Source organism: Nonomuraea sp. NPDC049625 (assembly GCF_040675285.1).
Classification (GTDB): domain Bacteria; phylum Actinomycetota; class Actinomycetes; order Streptosporangiales; family Streptosporangiaceae; genus Nonomuraea; species Nonomuraea angiospora_A.
The window spans coordinates 188,678-208,518 of the sequence record NZ_JBFAOQ010000017.1 but is presented as its reverse complement, the minus strand read 5'-3'; the positions used below and the strand labels follow the sequence as shown (position 1 = coordinate 208,518).

Sequence of the window (19,841 nt, the reverse complement as noted above, 5' to 3'; positions counted from 1 at the left end):
GGCTGGGTGGCGGAGCCGTCCGAAACGCTCGGCTGGGCGGCGGCTTCCACTGGGCCGCAGGGGTGTGGAGTGGCTCCTTTCGGGTCGCCGCGGCGGGTTGGTGCTGGTCAGGGTGGTGCAGGCAGAGCGCACAGCCGCTGCCAGCAGGTGAGGAAGGCGGTCTTCCACGGCCAGGTGACGCTGATCTTCAGGACTCGTTGGCGGGCGTGGGAGACCAGCCGGGCGGGCAGGTGCCACAGGCAGTAGCGCAGGGTTTGCGGTTCGGCGCGGGCCAGTACTGCATCGTCATGCAGGCCCAGCAGCCGAGTCCAGGCATCCAGGTCGGCGGCGAGGTTGGCCGCCAGCACCCAGCCGACGTTGACGTTCCACGTCTTGGAGGGCAGGTTGCGCAGCCCCATCGCCTTGTTGGTGCGCACTCGGTCCTCGACCTCGGCGTGATCGCGGTGGACGGCGTCGATGAAGGCGAGCTCGTGGCTGCCGGCGATGCCACGCAGGCCGCGGGGTCCGAGGTTGGTGGCGATGATGGCGTACTTCCAGCCGGTCTGCTTCTCCAGGTCGGTCAGTTGGCGGGCGTCGCGGGCCGAGGGCCGCACCCGGCGCACCAGCAGCCGCACCCCCCAGAGTGTGGCGCGTTCGTCCAGCCCCGTCAGCTCGGCGACCTGCGCGTGCTCGTGTGCCTCGCCGTCTTGACGGACGGCCGCCTGCCAGGCAGTCTCAGGCAGCTTGGCGATCGCCTTCTCGTCGACTTCAGTGATCTTCCAGCCAACGGTGAAGCGGACCGTGCGCCGGGTGGTGTTCAACCCTTGCATGTGTTCGACCAGGTCGTGGGTGGCGCCCGCGCCGTCGATCCGGATCCAGATCTTGGCCCGGAAGCCCTCGGGGATCTGAGCGATGGCGGCGGTGAGGACCCGCACGTGGTCGGTCACGGTGTTGGAGCCGGCTGATCCGGTGCGCAGCAGCATCGCCAGCGACTCGTGGGTATTGGCGCACCAGGCGGCCAGCGGGTGGAAACCCCAGCCATTCTTGAACGTGGCCGAGGCGCCCTGTTTGTTGGAGTGGGCAGTGATCAGCGTGGCGTCCAGATCGATCACGATCCAGCCGGTCAGCACCTTCCCGGCCACCTCCAGCCACGGGAATCCTGTCTCGGTGACAGAGACCAGGTCCCACACGTGCCGCCGCACCCGGGCACGAGCTCGGGCGAGTCTGGTCCGCAGCAGCTCGGACTCACCGATCGGCTCCAGCGCCCGGCGGATGGTGGAGTCTGAGGGAGGGGTGCCGAACAGCTGTTCGTGGTGAGCCAGCAGGGAGATCTGCCGCATGCTGGTCGCGCCCAGTGTGATCGCCACCGCGAGGTGCACCAGCACCACGCCCCGGTTCCATACCGGCGAGCCGCCCAGCCGGGCGAACACTCCGCCGAGTGCTCCGGTTAACCCCGTCTGATCAGCGCTTTTGCGCAGGAGCACGGCTCCCGCGTGCCCGATGAGCCCCTTGCCGTCCCCTGACAGACAAGCGGCAGTCCCATGCCGTACCGTTCACCCGGAAGGTGCGTCCGTTCTGTGCGATGTTCGTGATCTAAGCAGTCAGATCATCGCAGGTCGGAGGCACCTTCTTCAGTTATCGATCTTCAGAGTGAAATACCGGCTGAATAGCCGAGGTCAGGGCTTGGCCGTACGGAGCCGCCCGCTCCAGGAATCACAAAGCGGCGCTCCTGGAAGGTCCCAGGACGCCGGTACTGCGTCGACGACGGCCGAAATCTGAGGGAGCACCACTGATCATCATGGACCCCATTCCATCCTCCGTCGGAGGCTTGCTGGTCACAGCATGATCGCGAGCTGAGAGTTCGACCGGTGACGTAGAGAAACCCCTGGTAAACGGGTTGATCACCACAACCATCACCACCAGAGGTCTCTGCGTGCTGTTCTATCGGCCGCCGTCGATTTGTCGTGCTCAACGCTGAACTACGTGGCCGGGCTGATCCGCCGCCATCGCAAGCGGATCGGGTCGACGTGGCGGCGGCTGAACCCCGGCCTGCAGGCCCTGCTCGTGCAGGTCTACCTGCGCAAGGACGAGACGTTCGCCGAGATCAGCGCGGGCTTCGGAGTGTCGGCGACAACCGCCTGGCGGTATGTGGAGGAGACCGTGATGCTGCTGTCGGCCCGCTCGCCCAAGCTGAGCCAGGCATTACGCAAGGCCGCCAAGGACGGGCTGACCCACGTGACCCTCGATGCGACGCTCATCCACACCGACCGGGTGAAGGCCGACCGGCCCTACTTCTCCGGCAAGCACCGCGTGCACGGCGTGAACGTGCAGGTCATCGCAGGTCCGGACAGAACGATCCTGTGGACCTCCGGCGCGCTGCCGGGCAAGACCCACGACCTGACTGCGGCCCGGATCTGGGGCATCCTGCGAGCTGGAGAAGGCCGGCATCCTTACTCTGGCCGACAAGACATACCAGGGAGCTGAGGCCATCGTGGTGATCACGCTGTACAAGGGCAAGAACAAGCCTGACTCCCAGAAGCAGGCCAACCGCTCCCAAGCCAAGCTCCGCGGGCCCGGCGAACGCGCAAACGCGCAGCTCAAAGCTGGCGCATCCTCCGCAAGCTCCGCTGCTGCCCCAACAAGGCCGGCCACCTGGTCAAGGCCATCGCCGTCCTACAGAACCACCGCGCCGCTCAGCCCGACTGAGGATGAAATGAGTTCATGGATTCGTCAAGTCTACACTATAAGCAGAATGTTCGCGAATGCGTTTGGGTCGCAATTGTGGTTCGGGCACCTTCACGACAGGTTGACGATACGGACCCTCCCGAAACCGAGTCGCCTCGTGTCGGTGTCCAGAAACCTCCGCGAGTGCTCGCGCATCATCTCCAGCCGCGGACTCGCGTAGATGCGGGATAGGCCCTCGGGATCGTCCACGTACGCCTGGAAGACGAAGTCGAATTCCCCGTTGTCGAAGTGCTCCTGTCCGGTCGACACGTTGAAGTGGACCGCCGTGTAGTCGGATTCCTGTCGCTCTAGGTCAAAGTGATCCCACATATGTCGTTCCCGTTCGGGCGCGCTTGTCGACTCCTGCCAGGAATAGAGGCTGACGATGAGGTCCGCCCCGTCATGCTCCACGCCGAAGCCCGTCTGCCTGAGCCAGAGGAACCGTGGCGAACCGGACGCCAGCCATCCACAGTGCTCCATGATGTATTTGCGAAGCCCTCCTACCCGTTGGGATCGCACCTGTTCGTCGGCCTCGGGCGGCAGCCGGAATTCTAGAAGGAGAGGCCACAGGAACGAGCTGGTCTTGAACTCCTCGATGTGCAGCATGTGGAGCTCTCCGCATCCAGCCGACGCCATCATGTCGGTTAGCGACTCCATGGCGGCCGAGCCGTCCTCGCCATCGGGTAGCGGGTTCGGGGAGAGTACTAGCAGCACGTCGTGCAAGGGTCTATCGGGCACTGGGACTCCTGCCTTGCCGCGTCGAGTGGATCAAGTGATGCAGGGCGTACAAGGAGTGCGTACAAGGAGCAAAATGACTGTGCCATGTGCTCGCCTTCCGAACAACGGTGATAAGATCACCGCCATCGCAGCGCGCCGCAACCAAGTGGCCGACGACGTCGTCCAACGTCTCGTCGCACAGTCGACGACATCAACCTGGCTGAAGGCTATGGTTTCCCTTGTCTGGAACCAATCCGCACCCGGGCACACAACGACGAACACCTAGACACCAGGCGTATGTACGATTATTGCGATGCGATCTTAGATCGAGAGCGCGCCGCCATCAAGACTTGTACAAAGCCATGCATGATGCGGAGATCGACAGCCATTGACTCGGGCGGTCATGCACGCCGCATGCACGCCACGCCTGCGACCTGCGCTGATTCCCGGAGGTCAAGAGGTTTGGTTTGCTTCGGCAACCGTCTTGCTGTCGCCGTCGCGTGATCGTCATTTTTGGCTGAGCCCGTGAAGCAAGCCTATGATCGTGTACGCTGGCCGCCTAGTTGACCAACGATATACCATCATCCCGATGCAACCGTGTACCGTGCACGCGGCCGGTTGACGACATCCCGGAGAGATAGTCGATGCAGCAGCCTCCCGTGGCCGACAAAGACCACCTGATGCGTGTGCGCCATTCGCTCGCGCATATCATGGCCCAGGTCGTATGCCGGAAGTTCCCCGGCACGAAGCTCGCAACGGGTCCGGCGACCGACACTGGCTTCTTCTATGACTTTGACACTCTCGTCCCGATTTCACAGGCGGACCTCGCGGACATCGAGCTGGAGATGCGTGCGATCGTCTCCTCCGGCGTCAAGTTCGTCCGGGACACCGTCGATGCGGATCGGGCTCGGAGCCTGTTCGCGGACGAGCCCTACAAACTGGAGATCATCGACGGCATCGTCTCCGGGCGGGGCGACGAGCACGGGGACGGCCACGGCGCGGACGGCCGCGTGATCCCGGAGATCACGACCTATACCCATGACACATTCACCGACCTGTGCTCAGGTCCGCATGTGTCCGATACGAGCGAGATCGACCCGGAGGGTTTTCAACTGCTGTCCGTCGCGGGCGCCTACTGGCGCGGCGACTCCGAGCGCAGCCAGCTCAAGCGAATCTACGGCACCGCCTGGGCTAGCGCGGGGGACCTCGAGCGGCACCTGGAGTCGGTCGGGCACGCCAGGATGATCGACCACCGTCGGCTCGGACGGAAGTACGACCTGTTCTCGCACTCCTCCGAGGTCGGCCTCGGCCTAACCCTCTGGCACCCTAAGGGTGCGATGATCCGTTTTCTCGCCGAGCGCTTCAGCCAGGAGGCGCACGTCCTCAACGGCTACAGCTGGGCCTACACCCCACACATCGGGCGCGGTGACCTGTGGCGGACCTCGGGCCATCTGGACTTCTTCGCCGACGCCATGTACCCCCCGCTCTCAGTGGACGGCGAAGACTTCTACCTCAAGCCCATGAGCTGCCCATTCCACCTCCAGATCTTCAAGAGTCGGCCCCGGTCCTACCGCGAGCTGCCGATCCGGATGGCCGAATACGCGACTGTCTACCGGTACGAGCTCAGCGGAACGCTCCAGGGGCTGACCCGGGTGCGAGGCTTCACGCAGGACGACGCGCACGTGCTATGCCTTCCGGAGCAGGCGGCCGGAGAAGTCCGCCACGCCCTGCGCTTCTGCCTCTATGTACTCCGTACGTTCGGCCTGACCGACTTTAAGGCGTACGTGTCGACCCGCCCCGAGAAGAAGGCGATCGGCGAGGACGCCGACTGGCAGCGGTCCACCGACGCCCTGATCGAGGCTGTCGACGCGGAGGGCCTGGAGTGGGAGTTCGACCACGGCGGCGGTGCGTTCTATGGGCCCAAGATCGACCTAAAGGTCCGGGACTCGCTACAGCGGGAATGGCAGCTGAGCACCGTGCAGTTCGATTTCAACCTACCGAACCGCTTCGGGCTAACCTACGGCGGCGCCGACGGCGAGCGCCACGTTCCGGTCATGATCCACCGTGCGCTGTTCGGCAGCGCTGAGCGGTTCTTCGCAATGCTCATCGAGCACTACGCGGGCACGTTCCCGCTATGGTTGGCCCCTACTCAGGTCGTCATGATCCCGGTCTCCAACGACCAGGTCGAATACGCACGCCGGGTCGCCGACGACCTCGCCGCAGTCGGGATGCGGGTCCAGATAGACGACGGCCCGGCCCGGATGTCCGCGAAGATCCGGGACGCAGAGGTCGAGCGCGTCCCGTTCACCCTCGTGGTCGGCCGCCGCGAGGTACAGCAGGAGCAGGTCTCCGTGCGGTCCCGCGAGGAGGGCGACCTCGGCCCGATGAGCCTGACCGACTTCCTGGCGAAGATCGGCGACGATCACGTCCGCCGGCCCCAGCGCATCATCTGACCGGCGCGCTTCGATTCTGTCCGGTGCGCGCGCTCGCTACAGTCAGGCATCCAGGGGCCTTACACGTCCTGGTTGCAATGATCCGTTCTCTGCCCGACATCGATTGGCGGATTGCCGCGACCGGCGTCGCGCTGTCCGTCGCCGAGAGGGAGTATCGGGAACTGCTTCCCGCTGTCTCGGCTGTCCCGGCTGCAGAGACCTCCCAGGATGACTTAGAAGGCGCGCGCCGAATACTCGCCGACTGTGCGGATGTCCTCGAGGCATGGAAGCCGGACTTTGTGGTCCGGACGACACCCTCTACCGGGATCGGCTGCGACGAGTTGATCGCGACGGCGGTCGCGGGCCGGGTTCCCGTGCTGGGCCTGCAGGACTTCCCCGGCCTGGGACAGGCACTCGGCGAGGCGGAGCATCCGGTGGCATGGCGTCCGTGTGACGCAGTGGCCACCGTCGACGAGATCGCCGCTGACTGGGTCACCCGGTTCAAGGGCGTCGTCGCTCGGCCCATCGGGTGGTGCGCTCACGACAGATTTCGCAGCGCCGCACCCTACGCCGACACGCGTCGGCGCGTCAGGGGCCTGGCCGGATTGTCTACGGAATCTGCGATGCTGGTCATCGGCGCGTCTGCGGACGTGCCGGAAGATCAGGAGGCTGCGATCCTGCGCGAGGTCGCGAATCTGGTGCGGTGGGACGCCGTCGGCGGAGCTGGACCGATACGGCCGAACTATCGACCTCATCCGCGCCGTCCGGAGGATTCCGTCGAGCGACTGCGACAGCTGTTCGACAAAACAATGGGAGGCGTGGCTTTTGAGCTCTCGAGAGACATCGCCGATGCCGAACTCCGAGCGTGCGCGGACATCGTCATCTCGCATGCGTCCGTCGTCAATCTGGAGACCATGGCATACGCGAGTCTCTCTCGCGAGCTGATGCGTCGGCCGCTGAGCGTCTATTTCCGGCCGACGTCCGGCGAGCCGCTGTTCCACGGCTACTGGGGGCCCGAGGCACCGAGCACGCACATGCCGGGTCGCGGCAGTCTGATCGCGGATCCCAGCGCTTTCGCTGAACTGGTCGGCCAGGCCTGTGGTGACCCGGAACTATGGGACTCAACGGCCGACACCGGAAGCCGTCTCTACGGTCCCGGAACAGAACATGACGGCTTCCGCCCGATATTTCGCGAATTCCTCTGGGAATGGGTCTCCTGATCCCGTGACGGCGACGGTGTGGCCGGGAGGAATCTCACCTCTCAAGTCCCTGGCTATGTCGATATGTAGCGGCACTGCGCCTGCCGATAATGCCATCGGCACAGGTCATCCGGCTTGTACGGCTTCTCGCGCAAGGCGTCATGGAGGTGACGTTCGTTCCACAGCTCGCGACGGCACGACTGCACCCTGTGGGTGCCAAGAACTCTGCGCCTGCCGAAAATTACGTCCGTGCAGTTCAAGCAGCATGTGAGTATTCGTGGAGGATTCCTCCGAGCCGGTCGTGTCGGTGGATGTTCAGGTCGATGATGCGCGTCGGTTCGGGGACGGCGCGGAGTGGGGCCGCTTGGTCGAGGGCTTGATGAGCGCGATGCTCGTTGTAGAAGCGTTCATACTCGCCGAGGGCGTGGCGTAGATGGTGCTCGTTCCAGAGCAGGCAGCGCTCCAGGAGTTCGCGGCGGCAGGTCTGCACCCTGTACCGCTTCAAAACTCGTACACGTGGTTTGAGCTGGTGTTTCTTCGGGTTGGTTAGGCTGCTCGGTGGTACTCGTTGATCGCTCCGCTGAGCACCCTGCGGCGCTGAATCCGGCCGTCCAGCGGGACAACCTGTACCGCTTCAGAACTCGTACACGTGGTCTGAACTGGCGATTCGTCCGGCCTGCTATGCGGCCCGGTGGTACTCGTTGATGACTCCGCTGAGCACCTTTCGGCGCTGAATCTGGCCTTCCAGCGGCACCACGACGTGCTCGTCTTGACCGGGTGGGCGTTGTTGGCGGGACTGGTGCGGGCGGTGCGCGTTGTAGTGCTCGGCGTACTCGTTCAGGACCGATTGCAAGTGGCGTTCGTTGTAGATCAGCATCCGATCGGTGCCTTCGGCTCGGACGGTGCGTACCCAGCGTTCGGCGTAGCAGTTAGCGCGGGGTGTCCGCGGCGGAGTCTTCATCACCGTGACGCCTGCCCCGGCAAAGACTTCATCGAAGACGGCAGTGAACTTGGTATCCCGGTCCCGAATGAGGAACCGGAACGAGCCTGCCCTGTGCTCGAGGTCCATGAGCAAGTTGCGGGCCTGCTGAGCAGTCCAGGCGCCTGTTGGATGGGCGGTGACCCCCAGGACGTGCACGCGTCGTGTTTCCACCTCCATCATGAACAACACGTACAGGCGCTTCAGAAGAATCGTGTCAACGTGGAAGAAGTCGCAGGCGAGCAACCCTTTCGCCTGCAACCGTAGAAACGTCCGCCAAGAGGTGTCGAAGTTTCGTGGCGCCGGCCGGTGTCGACGCGAACGCAGGATTCGTCGCACGGTCGCCTCACTGACCTGCACGCCGAGGCTGACCAGTTCGCCGTGGATCCGACGATACCCCCACCTCGGGTTCTCGCGCGCCAGACGAAGGACCAGATCCCGGATCTCCTTGCTTGTCCCGGGACGGCCGGTGCGGTAGGGGTAGGTCCATGCGCATTTGATCAAACGCCGATGCCAGGCCAGCAGGGTGCTTGGGGTGACCAGCCGGTGAGCTCGCAGCACCGTCGGCAAGAAGTGGGCTAAGGCCGCCAAGAGCGCCCGATCGGCCCAGTCCGGCTTCGACCGGGCGACCTGGCGCTGCAATACGGCCACCTCATGGCGGAGCACCATGATCTCGACGTCCTTGGCCGCCTGTCCACGCCCCAGCAACACCAGCCAGCCGAACACCCGAATCAAGGTCAGATACAGCAGACGAACCGACACAAGCCCCGATCTTGCCCTACCGCCTTCGCCGGTCAAACCCGCAGATCAAGCACCACGCGATGAGTTTTGAAGCGGTACAGGCTCCACTGCGTCCCGTCCCGGACCCGATCACCGACCCCGGACGAATCATCGACCTGAACATACGCCGACGAGACCGGCTCGCCGGCGTCCTCCACGAGTACTCACATGCCGCTTGACCAGCACGGATGGAATTGTCGGCAGGCGCACACCGCCTGGTCAAGTGCGCCCGGCGACAAAGACCGCACCGCCAAGAGACCTGACCCGGCTCCACGCAATATCAGGAGCCCGCGCTACGACCGATTTGAAACCTGCCTTGAACTGGGAACAAAGGGAACCCGCCCTGATACGCAGCCAGAGCCTTCCAGCCTGCCCTTCCCTGGACGTTCGCATGGGCCGGTGTTGACCATCGGGTCCAGGCCGGGGGCTAGGACGTCCGATCATGTGCCGGAACCGTGCCGAAGAGCAACCATCGAGCAACCAACGGCGCGCCTCGGTCTATCCAGAGACAGCCGGAGGCCTTCCGAGAACCGAGAAACCCCAGCTCAGCGCCCTGAACTGGGGTTTCTGTGCGGTGCGCCGCCAGGGACTCGAACCCCGGACCCGCTGATTAAGAGTCAGCTGCTCTAACCAACTGAGCTAGCGGCGCTTGCAGAGAGGAATATACCGGTGATCCGCATCCTGGTCGAATCGGTAGCAGGCGGGCCTGTCGGGCGGTCAAGGCTAGAATAAAGTTCGGCCCCCGGCTCCGGCAGACAGGATCATCGATGTTCGACTCTCCCGCCGAGGTGGCGGAGCGGCTCGCCGCCGTCGACTACCTCTCCGACGACGCCATCTCCACCTCGGTGTTCCTGGCCGCGGCGCTGGGCAAGCCGCTGCTGGTCGAAGGCCCCGCGGGCGTGGGGAAGACGCAGCTGGCCAAGGCCGTGGCCCTGGCGACCGGGGCCGAGCTGATCAGGCTGCAGTGTTACGAGGGGCTCGACGAGGCCAGGGCCCTGTACGAGTGGAACTACAAGAAGCAGCTGCTCAGGATCCAGGCCACCAGCGCGGATGACGACATCTTCTCCGAGGACTTCCTGCTGGAGCGGCCGCTGCTGAAGGCGATCAGGGCCGCCGGCCCGACCGTGCTGCTCATCGACGAGACCGACAAGGCAGACGTCGAGGTCGAAGGGCTGCTGCTGGAGCTGCTGTCGGACTTCCAGATCACGATCCCGGAGCTGGGCACGATCGCCGCCACGCGCCGGCCGTACGTGGTGCTGACCTCCAACGCCACCCGCGAGCTGTCCGAGGCGCTCAAGCGGCGCTGCCTCTACCTGCACCTCGAATACCCCACGCCCGAGCGCGAGCGTGACATCGTGCTCAGCCAGGTGCCGGGCATCCGGGCCGACCTGGCCGAGCGGCTGGCCAGGACGGTGGCCACGCTGCGGGCGCTGGAGCTGAAGAAGGCGCCGTCGGTGGCCGAGACCGTCGACTGGGCCAACACGCTGCTGGCGCTCGGGCGGGACGACCTCGACGAGGCCACCGTGGCCGGGACGCTGGGCGTGGTGCTCAAGCACGCCTCCGACCAGGCGCGGGCGGTCAAGGAGCTGGGGTTGCCGGATGTCGCTGATCGATAGGCATGTCGGGTTCGTGCGGGCGCTGCGCGAGGCCGGGATCCCGGTGTCGGTGGCCGAGGGGCTGGACGCCGCGCACGCGCTGCGGGTGATCGAGCTCAGCGAGCGGGAGTCGCTGCGCGCCGCCTACGCGGCCACGCTGGTCAAGAAGCCCGCGTACCGGCCGGGGTTCGACGTGCTGTTCGACCTGTGGTTCCCGGCCTCGACGTCCGGCATGCACACCGAGCGCGCCGAGCGGCCGATCGACCTGGAGACGGCGCCCGTCGACGAGCTGCGCGACCATCTCGCCCGGCTCCTGACCGGCGGCACCGACCAGGAGCTGCGCGAGTTCGCCCAGGCCATGGTGGGGCGCTTCGGCCACCAGCCGGCCGCCACCCCCGGGCGGCAGAACTGGTTCTCCTACAGCGTCATGCGCGCCCTCTCCCCCGAGACGCTGATGGCCCGCATCCTCCAGAACGTCCTGCAGGGCCAGGAGCGCGGCGGCCTGGCCGAGAAGAACACCCGCAGGACGGTCTACGACAACACCCGGCGCTTCGAGGAGGCCGTGGCCACCGACGTGCGCCGCCGCATCGCCGAGGACTCGGGGATCGAGCGCATCGCCCGCTCCGCCGTCCGGCCTCCGCTCGACCAGATCGACTTCCTCCGCATCACCAAGGCGGATCTGGCCAGGCTGCGCCGCGAGGTCCATCCGCTGGCCAGACGCCTGGCCACCCGCCTGACGATCAAGCAGCGCAAGGGCAGGCGTGGCCGCCTCGACTTCCGCAGGACCGTGCGGGCCTCGCTGCAGAGCGGCGGCGTGCCGCTGACCACGCACTTCAGGCCGCCGCGGCCGCACAAGCCCGAGCTGGTCATCCTCTGCGACACCAGCGACTCGGTCTCGTCGTTCGCCCACTTCACGCTGCTGCTCACGTACGCGCTGAGGGAGCAGTTCACCAAGGTGCGGGCGTTCGGGTTCGTGGACACGGTGGACGAGATCACCCGGTTCTTCGTCCCCGGCGCCGACGTGGTCGAGGCCATGACCAGGCTGACGAACGAGGCCGACATGGTGCGCTTCGGGCGTACCAACTACGGGCACTCGCTGGAGCGCTTCGCCGAGCGGTACGGCGACGCCATCGGGCCCAGGACCTCACTGCTGATCCTGGGCGACGCCCGCTCCAACTACCAGCCGCCCGCCCTGGACGTGCTCAGGTCGCTCGTGGGCCGCTCGCGGCACGCGTACTGGCTCAACCCCGAGCCCGTGGCGCAGTGGGACACGGGAGACTCGGTCGCGAGCGAGTACGGAGCGGTCGTCCCCATGCACGAGTGCCGCAACGTCGCCCAGCTCACGGCCTTCATCGAGACGCTGGCCTGAAGCCTGAGGCCTCAGGCGCGGTGCAGCTCCCTGGCCGCGGTGCGGGTCAGCAGCTCGATCTGCTCGGCGTTGAGCGCGACGTGGTCGGCCGACTTGATCACCTTGGCCGCCAGCCGCGGCTTGAGCAGCGTCAGGCCCTCGGCGACCACGATGCCGCCCTTGGGCAGCAGCCCGCAGTGGACGGCGAGCAGCGGCGTGATCGTCACCGGGATGCGCGTCTCGCGGCTCAGCAGCTCGGCGAACGCCTCGGAGGCCTCCACCAGCGGCTTGGCCGTCTTGGTGCCGTACTTCTCGCCGAAGAACAGCCGGCCGGCGTAGCAGGCGATCTCGGTGTCGGGGCTCCAGGACTCGTTGTCGATGATCCACAAGCCGCCCGGGCCGATCACCAGGTGGTCGATCGACGCCTGGCCACGGATGGCGCGGCCGTCGAGCACGGTGTAGCCGAGGCGGCCGAGGGATCTGCGCAGCAGCTTCCCGGTGATCGCCTCACCCTTGCGCGCACCGCGCCACACGGCCGTCGCGTGGAAGGAACGCCAGTCGAGGAACCAGTCGCCCGCCGCCACCAGCCCGGCCAGGAGCAGGCCGAACAGCGGAGCGGCCCCGGACATGCCGAACCTCAGCGCGAGCGCTACCCCGATCACGAAGCCCACGGCAGCCTTGACATAGCGGGACTTGCGCCGGTTGGACGCGTCCTCACGCCAGAACTTCTCGTACCACCACTGCGGAGAAGACCCTGTGTACTTCTCGTCTGGTTGCACATAGATAGAGCCACCGGGCACGGCAAACCCCCAATGTAGATGTGATGCAGGATCTGCCACGCCGAAGATCCCTCGCCAGTCAAGGGATACCCGCCCCTCAACCAAGGCGAGCCTAAGGTGACGTAATTAGTACCCGCAAGACCAGCAAATGACCTCAACCGACCAGTCGGTATGCTAAAGCAGGTGACAAAGGGGGACATGTGAAAGAGGAACCGGTCAGACAGCGACTGCTCGCCGAGGCGACCCGTCTGTTCGCCGAGCGCGGCTTCGAGAGCACCTCCGTCCAGGAGATCGTCGTGGCGGCCGGCGTCACCAAGGGCGCCATGTACCACTACTTCGACTCCAAGGACGACCTGCTGCACGAGATCTACGGCCGGGTGCTGCGCATGCAGATGGACCGGCTGACGCGGATCGCCGACGGCCCCGGCGACGTGCGGCAGCGCCTGTACCGGGCCGCGGCCGACGTCGTGGAGACCACGGCCGCGAACCTGGACGACTCCAAGATCTTCTTCAGGTCGATGCATCTGCTCGCGCCCGAGACGCAGAAGACTGTACGCGCCGAGCGCCGCCGCTACCACGAGCGCTTCCGCGGCCTCGTGGCCGAGGGCCAGCGCGAGGGCGTCTTCAGCGACCGGGTCCCGGCGGAGCTGGTCGTCGACTACTTCTTCGGCTCGGTGCACCACCTGGGCTCGTGGTTCCACGTGGACGGGCCGCTGACCGGCGCCCAGGTGGGCAGGCACTTCGCCGACCTGCTGCTCACCTCACTCGGGGCCGGGCACGTCGACGAGTGAGGCCAGCGCCGCGCGGTGGTCGCCGGGCGTGCCCAGCGCGATCTCCGCGGCTTTGGCGCGCTTGAGGTAGAGATGCACGGGATGCTCCCACGTCATCCCGATCCCGCCGTGGAGCTGCAGGGCCTCTTCGGCGGCGTGCACGGCCACGCCCGCGTTCCACGACTGGGCCACGGCCACGGAGAGCGCGGAGCCGTCGGTCGCGGCGCTCCGGGCGGCGGCCCTGGCCCGTACGACGTCCAGCCACAGGTCCGCCAGCCGGTGCTTGATCGCCTGGAAGGAGCCGATCGGCCGGGCGAACTGGTGGCGTTCCCTGACGTAGGCGAGCGTCGTGTCGAGGCACCATTCAGCCACCCCGAGCTGCTCGGACGCCAGCAGCCCGGCCCCGAACCTGAGCACCTCGGCCAGGTCGCACTCCCCCACGTCCCTGGCCTCGGTCCCGTCGAAGGTGACGGTCGCGACGGGCCTGGTCTGGTCGAGCGACGGCACGACCTGGACGAGCGCGTCCCCTTCCACGGCGTGCAGCCTGCCGCCGACGGGCACCAGCAGCACGTCGGCCACGTCGGCCCCGGCCACCCCGGTGACGGTCCCGGTCAGCCGCCCGTCCTCGAGCCGCACGTCCGCGCCCGCCCGGTACGGGGAGGCCGCGAACGGCACGACGAGGGCCGCGGTCTTCCTGCCCTCGGCCAGCTCCTCCAGCAAGCCGTCACCGGTCGGCAGCAGCGCGCGGGTGGCCAGCACCGAGCTGGTGAAGAACGGCACCGGCGCCACTCCCCTGCCCAGCTCCTCCAGCACGACGGCCGCCTCGCTGGCCGACGCCCCGGCGCCGCCGTACTGCTCGGGGATGAGCAGCCCGGCCACCCCGATCTCGCCCGCCAGCGTCTTCCACAGGTCCAGATCGTAGGGCTCGGACTCGATCCGCTTGAGGACGGCGGCGGGCGGGCAGCGGTCGGCGAGCAGCCCGCGCACCGCGGCCCGCAACTCCTCCTCGACCTCGGAGTACAGCAGGGTCACCGGGTCGCTCACCACTCCCTCGCCGGGTTCGCTTCGTGTCGTCATCGCGGCAGGTCCTTCCAGGGCACGTCCTTGTCGACGCGGGGCTCTGAGGGCAGGCCGAGCACCCGCTCGGAGATGATGTTGCGCAGGATCTCGGACGTGCCGCCCTCGATCGAGTTGCCCTTGGCCCGCAGGTAGCGGTAGCCGGGGCCGCGGCCGTAGAAGTCGACGTCCTCGGAGCGGCGGAACGTCCAGTCGTCGTAGCCCAGGTCCCGCCCGAACTCCACCTCGAAGCCGGACAGCGCCTGGTTGAGCTTGGCGAACGACAGCTTCATGCCGGACCCCTCGGGCCCCGGCTGGCCGGCGGCGAGCTGCTCGCGCAGGCGTGCCCCGGACAGGCGGGTGACCTCAGACTCCACCCAGAGCGACAGCAGCCGCTGGTGCAGGTCGTGGGTGCGCAGCTCGGGGTGGGCGCGCCAGGAGTCGACCACGACGCCGACCATGCCGCCGCCGCGCCGCACGGGGGCGCCGCCGATGGCGACGCGCTCGTTCATCAGCGTGGTCTGCGCGACCCGCCAGCCGTCGCCGACCTCGCCGAGCCGCAGCTCGTCGGGGAGCCGCACGCCGGTCAGGAACACCTCGTTGAACTCGGCCTCACCGGTGACCTGCCGCAGCGGCCGCACCTCGACGCCCGGCGCGTGCATGTCGCAGATGAAGTACGTCATGCCGCGGTGTTTCGGCACGTCCGGGTCGGTACGGGTGACGAGGATGGCCCACCTGGAGTGATGGGCGCCGGACGTCCACACCTTCTGGCCATCGACGACCCATTCGTCCCCGTCCCTGACGGCGCGGGTCGCGAGCGTGGCCAGGTCGGATCCCGCGCCGGGCTCGCTGAAGAGCTGGCACCAGATCTCCTCGCCGGTCCACAGCGGCCGGAGGAAGCGGCGTTTCTGCTCCTCCGTCCCGAACGCCAGGACCGTCGGGGCCGCCATCCCGAGCCCGATGCCCTGGACGCCGACGTTGAGCTGCGGCGTGCCGGCCAGTTCCCGCTCCACGACCAGTTGCAGCTCCCGCGACGCGCCCAGCCCGCCGAGCCCTTCGGGGAACCACACCCAGGCCAGCCCCGCGTCGAACCTCGCCCGCAGGAACTCCAGCCGGTCCCCGTCCGGGTCGTGCTCCGCGAGGAACGCCGCGACCCGCTCCTTGATCTCCGCCTCGTTCACATGTACCTCTTCAGCTCGCGATAGGCCAGGGACCGCTTGTGCACCTCGTCGGGGCCGTCCGCCAGGCGCAGCGAGCGGGCGCCCGCCCAGAGCCCCGCCAGGGGGAAGTCCTGCGAGACGCCGCCCGCGCCGTGCACCTGGACGGCCTTGTCCAGGATCCACTCCACGGCGATCGGCGTGGAGATCTTGATGGCCTGGATCTCGGTGTGCGCGCCCTGGTTGCCCACCGTGTCCATGAGCCAGGCGGTCTTGAGCACGAGCAGGCGCAGCTGCTCGATCCTGATCCGCGACTCGGCGATCCACTCCTGGACCACGCCCTGCTGGGCGACGGGCTTGCCGAACGTCGTCCGGGCCAGGGCCCGCCGGCACATCAGCTCCACGGCGCGCTCGGCCATGCCGATCAGGCGCATGCAGTGGTGGATGCGGCCGGGGCCGAGCCGGGCCTGGGCGATGGCGAAGCCGCCGCCCTCCTCGCCGATCAGGTTCTCCACGGGCACGCGTACGTCCTCGAACACGATCTCGGCGTGGCCGCCGTGGTCGGCGTCGGTGTAGCCGAAGACGTGCATGCCGCGCTTGATGTGCAGCCCGGGTGTGTCACGGGGCACCAGGATCATGCTCTGCTGGCGGTGCTTGGGCGCGTCCGGGTTCGTCTTGCCCATGACGATGAAGATCTTGCAGTTGGGGTTCATCGCGCCGGAGATGAACCACTTCCGGCCGTTGATGACGTACTCGCCGCCATCCCGGACGATGGACGTGGCGATGTTCGTGGCGTCCGAGGAGGCCACGTCGGGCTCCGTCATCGCGAACGCGGAGCGGATCTCCCCGTCGAGCAGCGGCCGCAGCCACTCCTTGCGCTGCCACTCGCTGCCGAACATGGAAAGGACCTCCATGTTCCCGGTGTCGGGCGCGGCGCAGTTGGTGGCCGTCGGGGCGATGGTGGGGCTCCGGCCCATGATCTCCGCCAGCGGCGCGTACTGGAGGTTCGTCAGGCCGGCGCCGTGCTCGCCCGGGAGGAACAGGTTCCACAGGCCGCGCTTCCTGGCCTCGTCCTTCAGGTCCTCCATGAGGGGCGGCGGGCTCCAGCCGCTGGCCGCCGCCTGCTCCTCGAAGGGGGCCTCGGCGGGGTAGACGCATTCCTCCATGAATCGCAGCAGTCGTTCGCGCAGGTCCTCGGTGACGCTGTCAAAGGCGAAGTCCATGCCTGCGAGCCTACCGACCGGCCGGTATGAGTGTCGACAGGTGGTTCCCCACAAAAAGGTGCAGGTGGCCATAATCGGGACTTCACAGGCGCCCCTAGAGTTGCCTGCCATGACCGCGAAGCTGCCTGCCCCCGTGGTGCTCGAGAACGGCGTCGTCCGGCTCGAACCGCTCACCCTCGACCACGTTCCCGACCTGTTCGCCGCCTCCGGCGCCGACGAGGAGGTCTGGCGCTGGCTGCCCGCGCCCGCGCCGCGGTCCGAGGAGGAACTGGGGAAGGTCGCCCTCGGGCTGATGACCGACGACAACCACGTCCCCTTCGCGGTGGTGCTCAAGGAGAGCGGGCGGGCCGTGGGCTGGACCACGTACGCCGACGTGCCGGGCTTCGACGCCAGCATCGAGATCGGCTGGACGTGGTACGGCCGGTCGGTGTGGCGCACAGCGGTGAACACCGGCTGCAAGGTCCTGCTCATCGACCACGCCTTCGCGTTCGGCTACAACCGCGTCCTGCTCAAGACCGACCACCTCAACCTCCGGTCGCAGAACGCCATCAAGCGCATCGGCGGGGTGCACGAGGGAACGCTGCGGCGGCATCGCAAGCGGCCGGACGGCACCTGGCGCGACACGGTCTATTTCGGCATCCTCGAAGAGGAGTGGCCGCAGCACCGGGCCCGCTTGGACCGTTAAGGGGTGTATGACTGATCGGCTGGGAGGCTACTGGCTCGGCGCCCGGCTCGACGGCGGCGGGCATGTCATCGTCCGCGAGGCCTACGACGAGTCGGGCACGCGGCATGCGCTGGGAGTGCCCTGCCTGCCGGATGCCGAGGCCCGCGCCAGGCTCGCCACCGCCGCCTCGGCGGCCGGGCGCGTGCGGTCGCTGTCGGTCGCCGGGCTGACGGAGGCCTGCCTGGACGGCGAGCCACCCTACCTGGTCGGCGAGTACATCCCCGGCCCCACCCTGCGGCAGGTCGTGGACCGGCACGGCCCGTACACGGGCGACGCCCTCTACCGCCTGGCCACCGCCGTGGCCACCGCGCTGGCCGCGGCCCACGAGGCGGGCGCGGTGCACGGGTCCCTCACCCCCGACAAGGTCATCCTGGGCACCGAGGGACCGCGCCTGGTCGGCCTGGGCTGGTGTCTCCCCCGGGAGCCGGCGGTGCCGGCCGCGGACGTGCACGCCTGGGGGCGGCTGCTGATCTTCGCCGCCTACGGCCCGGACGAGCGATCAGGCCACGGCGAGCGGCTGGACCGCCCGTTACGCGGGCTGGTGGCCGCCGCCCTGCAGCGAGATCCCGAACGCCGCCCGAGCGCCCACCAGCTCCTCCTCTCCCTCCTCGACGCCCCGCAATCCCAGCAGGGCCGCCTGCTGCCCCCCGAGCCCGTCTCCGACCCGCCGCTGGGCGTCCGCGCCGAGACCGTGTACGCGCGACTCAGCCCGGCCGAGCAGGGCCTGGTGCCGGACGTCTTCCTCCGCTTGGTGGACCTGGACTCCGACGGCTCCGACATCATCGTCACCGCCTCCAGAACCGACCTGGTCGCCGGCCGCGCCACCGACGAGGTGACCTCGATCGACGGGGTGCTGGAGGCGTACGGCAAGGCCGGCCTCCTCACCGAGGGTGACGGCTCGCCGGCGATCACGTACGCGGCGCTCCTGCGAGCCTGGCCGCGGCTGCACGAATGGCTGGACGGCGAGCGCGACGGACTGGCCGTACACAGGGAGCTGGCGCGGGCGGCCCGGCGGTGGGAAGCGGGCGGGCGGCGGGAAGCGGCGCTGTTCCGTGGGGAGCCGCTGGACAGGGCACTGGCGTGGGCGGCCAGCGGCCGGAGGCGGGTGACGCTGAGCGCCGGCGAGCAGACGTTCCTGGACGCGGGGCTTGCCAGGGTACGCCGGAGGTCGCGCAGGCGGTGGACGGTCATGGCGGGGCTGCTGTCGGTGGTGGTGCTGCTCGCCCTGTGGCAGCGGGGCGCCGCCGACGGACGCCTGGACCAGGCGATGGCGAAGGTGGCGGCGTCCCGGGCGGAGGCGCTGCGGCTGGCGGACCCGGTGACGGCCCGCAAGCTCAGCCTGGCCGCGTGGCGCCTGGCCCCGATCCCCGAGGCGCGCCGGGCGTTGACGTCGGCGGATCCGGCGGTGGACGTGTTCGCCGACCCGTACGCGGGCCCCCGCTCCCTCCACGCCATCAGCGACGACGGCTCCCGCCTCGCCGCACTCGACGAGGGAACCCTGCGGGTGTACGACATCCCCTCCCGCCGCCTGCTCGCTCGAACGGCGGGCCCGGTCCAGACCGTACGCGCCATGGCCTGGTCCCCCGACGGCCACACGCTGGCCCTCGTCGGCGTCGACCGCTCGTACCTCTGGGACACCACGTCCGGCGACGGCGTCGGCCCGCCCTTCGGCCGCGGCCTCGGCGCACCCGGGGAACAGTCGGCATGGTTCAGCCCGGGCGGCGGTCTGCTGTTCGCGGCGGCCCGGCTGTCGGGCGAGCGCTGGGCGTGGGACCTGAGGGCGCGGCGAGCCGCGTTCGTGGGCGAGTACGCGGTGGTCGGCCCCGGGGATGGGGTGGCGCTGGTCTTCGCCGGCAATCGTTCGGAGCTCCGCCGCCCGTCCCGGGCGTCCCGCGCACCGTGGCTGGACCGGATGCCGTGGGAGTACACGACGTTCGCCCCGGACGGCGAGCGGGTGGCGATCGCCGAGGAGAGCGGGATCCAGATCTACGGCCTCGACGGAGTGCCCACCCGGTCCACCCGGCTGCGCCCCTCGCCGGGCCACCTTCGGTTCAGCCCGGACGGGCGGCTGCTCATCAGCACGGACAGCGATCGGGTACGGGTCTGGCGGCTCGATGACGGCACCGGCACGCCGGTGGCCGACAGGGCGGTGCCCACGGCCGGCGTCGACCGGGCGGCCCAGGCCACGATCACCGGGGACGGACGGCGGCTGCGGGTCCTGGCCGGACACGGAATCGTGCTGACCATCGATCTGGCACCCGGGCCCGTGCCCCGGGATCACGCCGCGTACATCTGCTCCCGGTACGGCGCGCTCTCCCCGCAGGAGTGGTCGCGGCACCTGCCCGAACTACCGCACCGCGACACCTGCTGACCACCGGC

At 68.2% G+C, this 19,841-nt stretch carries 15 protein-coding genes, 1 tRNA gene and 1 pseudogene; 9 read left to right on the top strand and 8 right to left on the bottom strand.

What is annotated here, in order from left to right; all coding sequences use genetic code 11:
• Positions 1–107: 107 nt before the first annotated feature.
• On the bottom strand, positions 108–1,463 hold the full coding sequence (locus AB0J87_RS50200) for an IS1380 family transposase (protein WP_363979566.1): 1,356 nt from the start codon (positions 1,461–1,463) through the stop codon (positions 108–110).
• A 445-nt stretch (positions 1,464–1,908) separates the two neighbouring features.
• Between AB0J87_RS50200 and AB0J87_RS50195 the strand changes: the two are divergent.
• Positions 1,909–2,685: pseudogene (locus AB0J87_RS50195) on the top strand (transposase family protein).
• Between the two features lie 90 nt (positions 2,686–2,775).
• On the opposite strand, the gene AB0J87_RS50190 reads toward AB0J87_RS50195, so the two are convergent.
• Positions 2,776–3,417: a hypothetical protein gene (locus AB0J87_RS50190; RefSeq protein WP_363979563.1), complete on the bottom strand. Its 642-nt coding sequence runs from the start codon at positions 3,415–3,417 to the stop codon at positions 2,776–2,778.
• Positions 3,418–4,079: 662 nt separating this feature from the next.
• On the opposite strand from AB0J87_RS50190, the gene thrS reads away from it, so the two are divergent.
• From thrS to AB0J87_RS50175, 3 genes are all read left to right on the top strand, one after another.
• A complete protein-coding gene (gene thrS, locus AB0J87_RS50185) occupies positions 4,080–5,873 on the top strand; it encodes a threonine--tRNA ligase (protein WP_363979560.1) in 1,794 nt (597 codons plus the stop codon).
• Positions 5,874–5,950: 77 nt separating this feature from the next.
• On the top strand, positions 5,951–7,072 hold the full coding sequence (locus tag AB0J87_RS50180) for a hypothetical protein (RefSeq protein ID WP_363979557.1): 1,122 nt from the start codon (positions 5,951–5,953) through the stop codon (positions 7,070–7,072).
• Positions 7,073–7,328: 256 nt separating this feature from the next.
• Complete coding sequence (locus AB0J87_RS50175; protein WP_363979554.1) at positions 7,329–7,484, top strand: hypothetical protein; 156 nt, start codon at positions 7,329–7,331, stop codon at positions 7,482–7,484.
• Between the two features lie 246 nt (positions 7,485–7,730).
• Here the strand turns inward: AB0J87_RS50175 and AB0J87_RS50170 are convergent, their stop codons facing one another.
• Positions 7,731–8,792, bottom strand: coding sequence for an integrase core domain-containing protein (locus AB0J87_RS50170; protein WP_363979551.1), 1,062 nt, complete (start codon positions 8,790–8,792; stop codon positions 7,731–7,733).
• Positions 8,793–9,385: 593 nt separating this feature from the next.
• A tRNA-Lys gene (locus AB0J87_RS50165) sits at positions 9,386–9,459 on the bottom strand.
• A 118-nt stretch (positions 9,460–9,577) separates the two neighbouring features.
• Between AB0J87_RS50165 and AB0J87_RS50160 the strand changes: the two genes are divergently transcribed.
• Positions 9,578–10,426 carry a MoxR family ATPase gene (locus tag AB0J87_RS50160; RefSeq protein WP_363979548.1) on the top strand — a complete coding sequence of 283 codons (849 nt, stop codon included), beginning with the start codon at positions 9,578–9,580 and terminating at the stop codon, positions 10,424–10,426.
• Positions 10,410–11,774 carry a VWA domain-containing protein gene (locus AB0J87_RS50155; protein ID WP_363979545.1) on the top strand — a complete coding sequence of 455 codons (1,365 nt, stop codon included), beginning with the start codon at positions 10,410–10,412 and terminating at the stop codon, positions 11,772–11,774. The genes AB0J87_RS50160 and AB0J87_RS50155 overlap by 17 nt, the downstream gene beginning before the upstream one ends.
• An 11-nt stretch (positions 11,775–11,785) precedes the next feature.
• Here AB0J87_RS50155 and AB0J87_RS50150 read toward each other — a convergent pair whose 3' ends face one another.
• Complete coding sequence (locus tag AB0J87_RS50150; protein WP_363979542.1) at positions 11,786–12,532, bottom strand: nuclease-related domain-containing protein; 747 nt, start codon at positions 12,530–12,532, stop codon at positions 11,786–11,788.
• A gap of 200 nt (positions 12,533–12,732) precedes the next feature.
• On the opposite strand from AB0J87_RS50150, the gene AB0J87_RS50145 reads away from it, so the two are divergent.
• Entirely contained in the window at positions 12,733–13,323 is a 591-nt protein-coding gene (locus AB0J87_RS50145) for a TetR/AcrR family transcriptional regulator (protein WP_363979539.1), read from the top strand.
• Here AB0J87_RS50145 and AB0J87_RS50140 read toward each other — a convergent pair.
• From AB0J87_RS50140 to AB0J87_RS50130, 3 genes are read right to left on the bottom strand one after another with little or no spacing between them, the layout of a single operon-like run.
• On the bottom strand, positions 13,294–14,379 hold the full coding sequence (locus AB0J87_RS50140) for an acyl-CoA dehydrogenase family protein (RefSeq protein WP_363979536.1): 1,086 nt from the start codon (positions 14,377–14,379) through the stop codon (positions 13,294–13,296). The two genes, AB0J87_RS50145 and AB0J87_RS50140, sit on opposite strands and share 30 nt — an antisense overlap.
• The gene (locus AB0J87_RS50135; RefSeq protein ID WP_363979533.1) at positions 14,376–15,539 is read right to left on the bottom strand and encodes an acyl-CoA dehydrogenase family protein; all 1,164 of its coding nucleotides are present in this window, start codon (positions 15,537–15,539) and stop codon (positions 14,376–14,378) included. The genes AB0J87_RS50140 and AB0J87_RS50135 overlap by 4 nt, the downstream gene beginning before the upstream one ends.
• Entirely contained in the window at positions 15,536–16,738 is a 1,203-nt protein-coding gene (locus tag AB0J87_RS50130) for an acyl-CoA dehydrogenase family protein (RefSeq protein WP_363979530.1), read from the bottom strand. The genes AB0J87_RS50135 and AB0J87_RS50130 overlap by 4 nt, the downstream gene beginning before the upstream one ends.
• 109 nt (positions 16,739–16,847) lie before the next feature.
• On the opposite strand from AB0J87_RS50130, the gene AB0J87_RS50125 reads away from it, so the two are divergent.
• Both AB0J87_RS50125 and AB0J87_RS50120 read left to right on the top strand, forming a co-directional pair.
• The gene (locus AB0J87_RS50125) at positions 16,848–17,423 is read left to right on the top strand and encodes a GNAT family protein (protein WP_363979527.1); all 576 of its coding nucleotides are present in this window, start codon (positions 16,848–16,850) and stop codon (positions 17,421–17,423) included.
• A gap of 7 nt (positions 17,424–17,430) precedes the next feature.
• Complete coding sequence (locus AB0J87_RS50120) at positions 17,431–19,833, top strand: protein kinase family protein (protein ID WP_363979524.1); 2,403 nt, start codon at positions 17,431–17,433, stop codon at positions 19,831–19,833.
• The last annotated feature ends 8 nt before the right edge of the window (positions 19,834–19,841 follow it).